Here is a 6645-nt window from a genome sequence, read left to right on the forward strand (position 1 = left end):
GTTAGCTGACATTCGCCATTTTGATCCTTGAACTCCATCCATCGCTACTATGGCATTGCGTGTTGTCGAATAATAAGGAAAATACCGACATCGCATGAACGCGATAGTTGTCGTCGGCTCGGACGATTTGATCGACAAGGCCCACCCTTTACCATGACACAACCACCGATCGCATGGGATGTCCTCTTCACAAATCTGCCGGCGGCCTGCGTCGTGATGGACCGCGATTTGCGCATCGTCACCGCCACCGATCTGTACCTTGAGACCGTCGGGCGCCGCTTGGACGACATCCAGGGCCAGCATGTATTCGAAGCGTTTCCCGAAGAGGGCGAACGGCTGGAGATGTTCGGGGCGGCCTTTCGCAAGGCGCTGTCCGGCGAATCCAGCACGCTGATCGACGTGCCCTACGCCATTCCGATCTATGACGAAGACGGCCATGACACCGGAACCCGCAAGGAAATCTGGTGGAACTGTCAGCACAATCCGGTCCCGGCCGCCGACGGGTCGATCCCCTACGTCATCCAGAAGGCGCAGGATGTCACGGGCAAGGTGATGGCCGAACGGCTGAAGGATGCCGTCATGCGCGAAATGCAGCACCGTATCGGCAACATCTTTGCGCTGGTGTCCGCGACGGCCAAGCGCACGGTCGCGAGCAGCACCGATTTCGACGATTTCCTGCCAAAGTTCGAAGGCCGCATGATGGCGCTGGCCCGGACGCATACCTACCTGACCGGAGACCACTGGGACGACATCAGCATCGAAAAGATCGTCAGCCGCGAATTGGCCGACTACAATGATCTGGACGAGAGTCAGATCACGATCGAAGGCACCAATATCGTCGTGAACGCGGCAGAGGCGCAGATTCTGACGCTGGCCGTGCATGAGCTGACGACCAACGCGATCAAGCATGGCGCACTAAAATCGCGGGATGGGCGGCTGACGGTCAAATGGGTTCCGCGCGGCAAGGACGGTTACCACTTCGACTGGCGCGAATCCGGCATCATGATCGAGGCGACACCCGAGAGGCGCGGTTTCGGGTCGTTCATTCTGGACAGCGTGGTGCCGACTCAGCTGTCGGGTGCCGCGACGCGGGAATTCCTGACTGGTGGGTTCGTCTATCAGGTCATGGTCGACCAACGCCTGACCTCGGCCTGACCCCTTTGCCAACGACAAGAGGGGCGCGGCGACAGATGTCGCCGCGCCCCGTTTCGTGTCAGGAAATCAGTTCAGGGCCTGATCGGTGATGACGCTGGTCCAGGCCCCTTCTGGTGCCGCGGAAATCACCGGATCGGACCCGCCAGCCAGCAGCGTATCGACAGTGCGCTGGTAATCGGCCTCGTCCAGCGCGCCGTTCGACCCAGCGGTCAGCAGTGCCACCTCGTTCATCATGCGCTCCTGCGCCTCCAGTGACTGGGCACCGGTTTCGTCATTGTCGATGACGATCTGCGCGGCTTCGGCGGGGTTCTCCTCGGCGTATTTCCAACCCTTCATGGACGCGCGGACGAACTTGACCATCTTGTCGACGAATGCGGGATCGGACAGGTTCTCCTCCAGCACCCACATGCCGTCTTCCAGCGTGGCGACGCCCTGGTCCTCATACTTGAACGTGACCAGCTCGTCCGGGTTGACGCCCGCGTCCAGCACCTGACCGTATTCGTTGTAGGTCATGGTGGAAATGCAGTCGGCCTGCCGCTGCAGCAGTGGATCGACGTTGAAGCCCTGCTTCAGCACCGTGACGCCATCCTCGCCACCGTCGGTCGAGATGCCGGCTTGGCTCATCCATGACAGGAACGGATATTCGTTGCCGAAGAACCAGACGCCAATGGTCTTGCCCTTGAAATCCTCGACACTCGTGATGCCGGTGTCCTTCCAGCAGGTCAGCATCAGGCCGGATGTCTTGAACGGCTGCGCGATGTTCACGACCGGCAGCCCCTTTTCACGGGCGGACAGGGCAGAGGGCATCCAGTTCAGCATGACGTCGGCACCGCCACCGGCCAGCACTTGCGGCGGTGCGATGTCCGGGCCGCCGGGCAGGATGGTGACGTTCAGCCCCTCTTCCTCGTAATAGCCCTTGTCCTGCGCGACGTAGTAGCCCGCGAACTGGGACTGCGTGACCCATTGCAATTGCAACGTCACGTCGTTGTCTTGCGCGCTGGCCTGGCTGGCGACAAAGGCCAGCGAGGCGGCAGTAATCAGGTGTTTCATCGTTCTCTCCTTGATGATGGGATGCCGGGGTTGGCCGGTCTGTTATGGACGTTGGGATGGATGCCAGAAGGTCAGCCGTTTCTCGATCAGCGCCATCGCGCCGTAAAAGGCACTTCCGGCAAGGGCCGCTACCACAATCTCTGCCCAGACGAGGTCCAGCGCAAGCTGGCCCACGCTGGTCGAAATGCGAAATCCCATCCCGACCGTGGGCGAGCCGAAGAATTCGGCGACGATGGCCCCGATCAGCGCCAGGGTCGTGGCGATCTTCAACCCGTTGAACACGAAAGGGAGTGCGGCGGGAACGCGCAGTTTCAGCAAGGACGGCCAGTAGCCGGCACCGTAGGTGCGCATCAGGTCGCGTTGCATCTGGGTCGTGTCGCGCAGCCCTGCAACGGTGTTCACGAGGATCGGAAAGAACACCATGACGCCAACGACGGCGGCCTTGGACGGCCAGTCCGACCCCAGCCATTTGACAAAGATCGGGGCCGTGCCGACGATCGGCAGCGCGGCCATGAACGCTCCGACCGGCAGGATGCCCCGCGTCAGGAAATCCGACCGGTCCACCATGACCGCGACGGCGAAGGCCGCCAGTGCGCCCGCGATGTAGCCGGTCAGCGCGCCCTTCAGGATCGTCTGGACGAAGTCGGCCCACAGGATCGGCAGGCTGTCCGCGAACCTGACCGCGATGGCGGATGGTGGCGGCAGGATGATCGGGCTGACGTTGCCCAAACGCACGCCGACCTCCCAGATCACCAGTAGGGTCAGGCCGAAGACCAGCGGTGCCGCCCAGCCCGCCGCGCTGTGGTCGCGCCGCGCCAGCATCAGGTTGATGAACCAGCCCACACCCCAGACCAGCATCACGGCGGCGGCCACCATCATCGGACCATCCCCATGCGCTTCAGCGACATGCGCTCCATCAGGGTGAACAGGCCGACCAGTGCGGCAGCGGTGATCGCCGCAGCGAACAACGCCGCCCAGGTGACCAGCGGTTGCCCGTATTGGTCGCCCACCAGCATCCGCGCGCCGAACCCGGCCCGCGCGCCGGTTGGCAGTTCGCCGACGATGGCCCCGACAAGGGCGGCTGAAATCCCGATCTTGAGCGACGCGAAAAGGTAGGGCAACGAGGCTGGCAGCCGCAGCTTCCAGAACCCCTGCCCCGGGCTGGCGTAATACGTGTGCAACAGGTCGATTTGCATGGCATCTGGACTGCGCAATCCCTTCACCATGCCGACGACGACCGGAAAGAACGACAGGTAGGCGCTGATGATCGCCTTGGGCAGCAGCCCCTGAATTCCCAGCGATCCCATCATCACGATGATCATCGGTGCAAGTGCGAGAATGGGAATCGTCTGGCTGGCGATGGCCCAGGGCATGACGCTCAGGTCCATCGTGCGGGAAAACACGATGCCGACCGCCAGTGCGATCCCCAGCGTCGTGCCGATGGCGAACCCCAAAAGCGTCGCCGACAATGTGACCCAGCCGTGATAGACAAGGCTCTGTTTCGACGAAATCCGTGTGCCCACGGTCGTTTTCCACACTTCGCCCACGACCTGCTGTGGCCCCGGCAATCGCGGCCGATCCAGCGTGTAGGTCGAAGCGATCACGCCCGGATTGCGCGCCGCCAGCGCCAGTGCGCCCACATCCTGCCGTTCCATCGGTGTCTGTGGCGTCACCACGACCCCGTCCCGCTGCGCCTGATCCACGGCGAGGTGAATGTTCATCGGCACGACCGCCAGCACCCAAAGCCCCAGCAGCACGGCAACGACCGTCAGGATTGGCAGCACGTTACGCAACGGCGTCCCCTTCATCTGGCCGGATAAGGGTAATGCACATCGTTCAACCATTGCCGCAGGCACGGTGATCAATCATAGGAGTGCCCCGCCCGCAGCCCGTCCCGGACCCGGTGGGCGATGGCGATGAACTCCGCCGAGTCGCGGATGTCGAGGGGGCGTTCCTGCGGCAAGGTGCTTTCGATCACGTCCGTGATTCGACCGGGGCGCGGCGACATGACGACAATCCGGGTGGACAGATAGACCGCTTCGGGGATCGAATGGGTCACGAAACCGATCGTCTTATTCGTGCGCGCCCAAAGTTTCAGCAGTTGCTCGTTGAGATGGTCCCGCACGATCTCGTCCAGCGCGCCGAAGGGTTCGTCCATCAGCAGGATATCTGCATCGAAAGCCAGCGCCCGTGCGATGCTGGCCCGCTGCTGCATCCCGCCCGAAAGCTGCCACGGAAACTTCCGTTCGAACCCGGCAAGGTCCACGAGGTCCAGCACGCGCTTCACCCGCTCGGCCTGCTCCGCCTTGGAAAACCCCATGATCTCCAGCGGCAGCTTTACATTTCCGCCGATGGTCCGCCACGGATAAAGCCCCGCCGCCTGAAAGACGTAGCCATAGGCCCGTGCCTTCCGCGCCTCCTCCGGCGACATCCCGTTGACCGTCAATGCGCCGCCCGTCGGCACCTCCAGCCCCGCGATGCAGCGCAGGAACGTGGTCTTACCGCACCCCGACGGCCCGATGAAACTGACGAAATCGCCCTTATCGATGTCCAGCGTCACGTCCTTCAGCGCATGAACGGGGCCGTCGTTGGTCTGGAAGGTCAGGTCGACATGGTCTGCGCGAATTACGGAGTCACTCATTGACGTTCGTCACACTAGTCCTGTGTTTCGCCAATTCGCCTTCGACCAAATCACGCAACTTTAGAAGTCCACCAATCTCTGCCTCAAGACGCGCCCGCAGGCGCTGATCGTGGCCTGGCAGGAATGTCCCACCTTTGGTCTTGTCTCCACAGCCACATTCGCAATCTGACACTTTAAACCCCCGTAGCCGGAATGCCTGACCGTTCCACCGGGCGCGGGGCGGTCAGTTCTTTCCACGTCGACAGCGCCTGGTTGACGGACCCCTTCGCCTCGCGCGCCACGAACTGCCCATGCCCCGCCTCCGGGATGATCGCGCCATCGGCAAACGCGACCCGACCGCGGGTCAGGGTGTAGCGCGGCAGGCCCTTCACCTGCTGGCCTTCGAATACATTGTAATCGATGGCCGATTCTTGGGCACCGGCGGTAATCGTCTTGGTGGCCTCCGGGTCCCAGACCACCAGATCGGCGTCTGACCCCACCAGCACGGCACCCTTGCGGGGATAGCAGTTCAGGATCTTGGCGATGTTGGTCGAGGTTACGGCCACGAACTCGTTTGGTGTCAGTCGACCGGTGTTCACGCCATGGGTCCAGAGCATCGGCAGCCGATCCTCCAGCCCCCCCGTCCCATTCGGGATCTTGGTGAAGTCATCAATGCCGGTGCGCTTCTGGTCCGTGGTAAAGGCGCAATGGTCCGTCGCCACGACGGACAGCGATCCGCTTTGCAACCCGGCCCAGAGGCTGTCCTGATGCTGCTTGTTCCGGAACGGCGGCGACATGACACGCCGCGCGGCGTGGTCCCAGTCGGTGTTGAAATACTCGGATTCGTCCAGCGTCAGATGCTGGATCAGTGGCTCGCCCCAGACGCGCTTGCCCTGCATTTTCGCCCGGCGGATCGCCTCGTGGGACTCCTCGCAAGAGGTATGCACCACATAAAGCGGCACCCCCGCCATGTCGGCGATCATGATGGCGCGGTTCGTCGCCTCGCCTTCGACCTGCGTGGGGCGGGAATAGGCGTGCGCCTCGGGTCCGGTGTTGCCGGCGGCCAGCAGCTTGGCCGACAGCTCGGCAACGACGTCGCCATTTTCCGCATGAACCATCGCAATGCCGCCCAGCTCGCTCAGGCGCGAGAACGAGGCATAAAGCTCGTCGTCGTTGACCATCAAAGCGCCCTTGTAGGCCATGAAATGCTTGAAGGTGGTGATGCCGCGTTCGATCACCGCAGGCATTTCATCAAAGACCTGCTTGTCCCACCAGGTCACGGCCATGTGGAAGGAATAATCGCAATGCGCCCGCGTCGACTTGTTGTCCCACATCTGCAGCGCATCCAGCAGGCCCTGACCGGGCGACGGCAGGGCGAAATCGACGACCATCGTCGTCCCGCCCGCGAGCGCCGCGCGGGTGCCGCTTTCGAAATCGTCCGCCGAATAAGTGCCCATGAAGGGCATTTCCAGATGGGTGTGCGGATCGATGCCGCCGGGCATGACGAAGCAGCCGGCAGCGTCCAGCACCTCGTCCCCTGTCAGGTCCGGCCCGATCGCGACGATCTTGCCGCCGTCGATCTTCACGTCCGCCTTGTAGGTCAGATCGGCGGTCACGACTGTCCCGTTCTTGATCACCTTGCCCATCATAGCTCTCCTCGTCCGACCTTCTTCTGGTCAAAAATATCTCGGGGGAAGCCCCCTGGGGCCGGGGGCAGCGCCCTCTAACCCACGATCCCCGCAGTCTCGACGACCGCGTGGAACAGCACGTCGGCCCCGGCTGCGGCCCATTCCTTGCTGATCTCTTCCGCCTCGTTGTGA

The 6645-nt window shown here is 62.7% G+C and carries 6 protein-coding genes; 1 reads left to right on the plus strand and 5 read right to left on the minus strand.

Annotated elements, in window-relative coordinates; translation table 11 throughout:
- Positions 1-153 precede the first annotated feature (153 nt).
- Positions 154-1155, plus strand: coding sequence for an HWE histidine kinase domain-containing protein (locus tag ACOI1H_RS22640; protein WP_422440379.1), 1002 nt, complete (start codon positions 154-156; stop codon positions 1153-1155).
- 66 nt (positions 1156-1221) lie between these two features.
- On the opposite strand, the gene ACOI1H_RS22645 is transcribed toward ACOI1H_RS22640, so the two are convergent.
- The 5 genes from ACOI1H_RS22645 to hydA form a co-directional block, all read right to left on the minus strand.
- Positions 1222-2205 carry an ABC transporter substrate-binding protein gene (locus ACOI1H_RS22645; RefSeq protein ID WP_422440380.1) on the minus strand — a complete coding sequence of 328 codons (984 nt, stop codon included), beginning with the start codon at positions 2203-2205 and terminating at the stop codon, positions 1222-1224.
- 42 nt (positions 2206-2247) lie between these two features.
- On the minus strand, positions 2248-3084 hold the full coding sequence (locus ACOI1H_RS22650) for an ABC transporter permease (RefSeq protein ID WP_422440381.1): 837 nt from the start codon (positions 3082-3084) through the stop codon (positions 2248-2250).
- A complete protein-coding gene (locus tag ACOI1H_RS22655) occupies positions 3081-3998 on the minus strand; it encodes an ABC transporter permease (RefSeq protein ID WP_422440382.1) in 918 nt (305 codons plus the stop codon). Before ACOI1H_RS22655 ends, ACOI1H_RS22650 begins: the two co-directional genes overlap by 4 nt.
- Before the next feature lie 68 nt (positions 3999-4066).
- Positions 4067-4846, minus strand: a complete 780-nt coding sequence (locus tag ACOI1H_RS22660) for an ABC transporter ATP-binding protein (RefSeq protein WP_422440384.1) — start codon at positions 4844-4846, stop codon at positions 4067-4069.
- A 173-nt stretch (positions 4847-5019) separates the two neighbouring features.
- Positions 5020-6471, minus strand: coding sequence for a dihydropyrimidinase (gene hydA, locus ACOI1H_RS22665; protein WP_422440386.1), 1452 nt, complete (start codon positions 6469-6471; stop codon positions 5020-5022).
- Positions 6472-6645 lie beyond the last annotated feature (174 nt).

The organism is Loktanella sp. DJP18 (assembly GCF_049310965.1).
Classification (GTDB): domain Bacteria; phylum Pseudomonadota; class Alphaproteobacteria; order Rhodobacterales; family Rhodobacteraceae; genus Loktanella.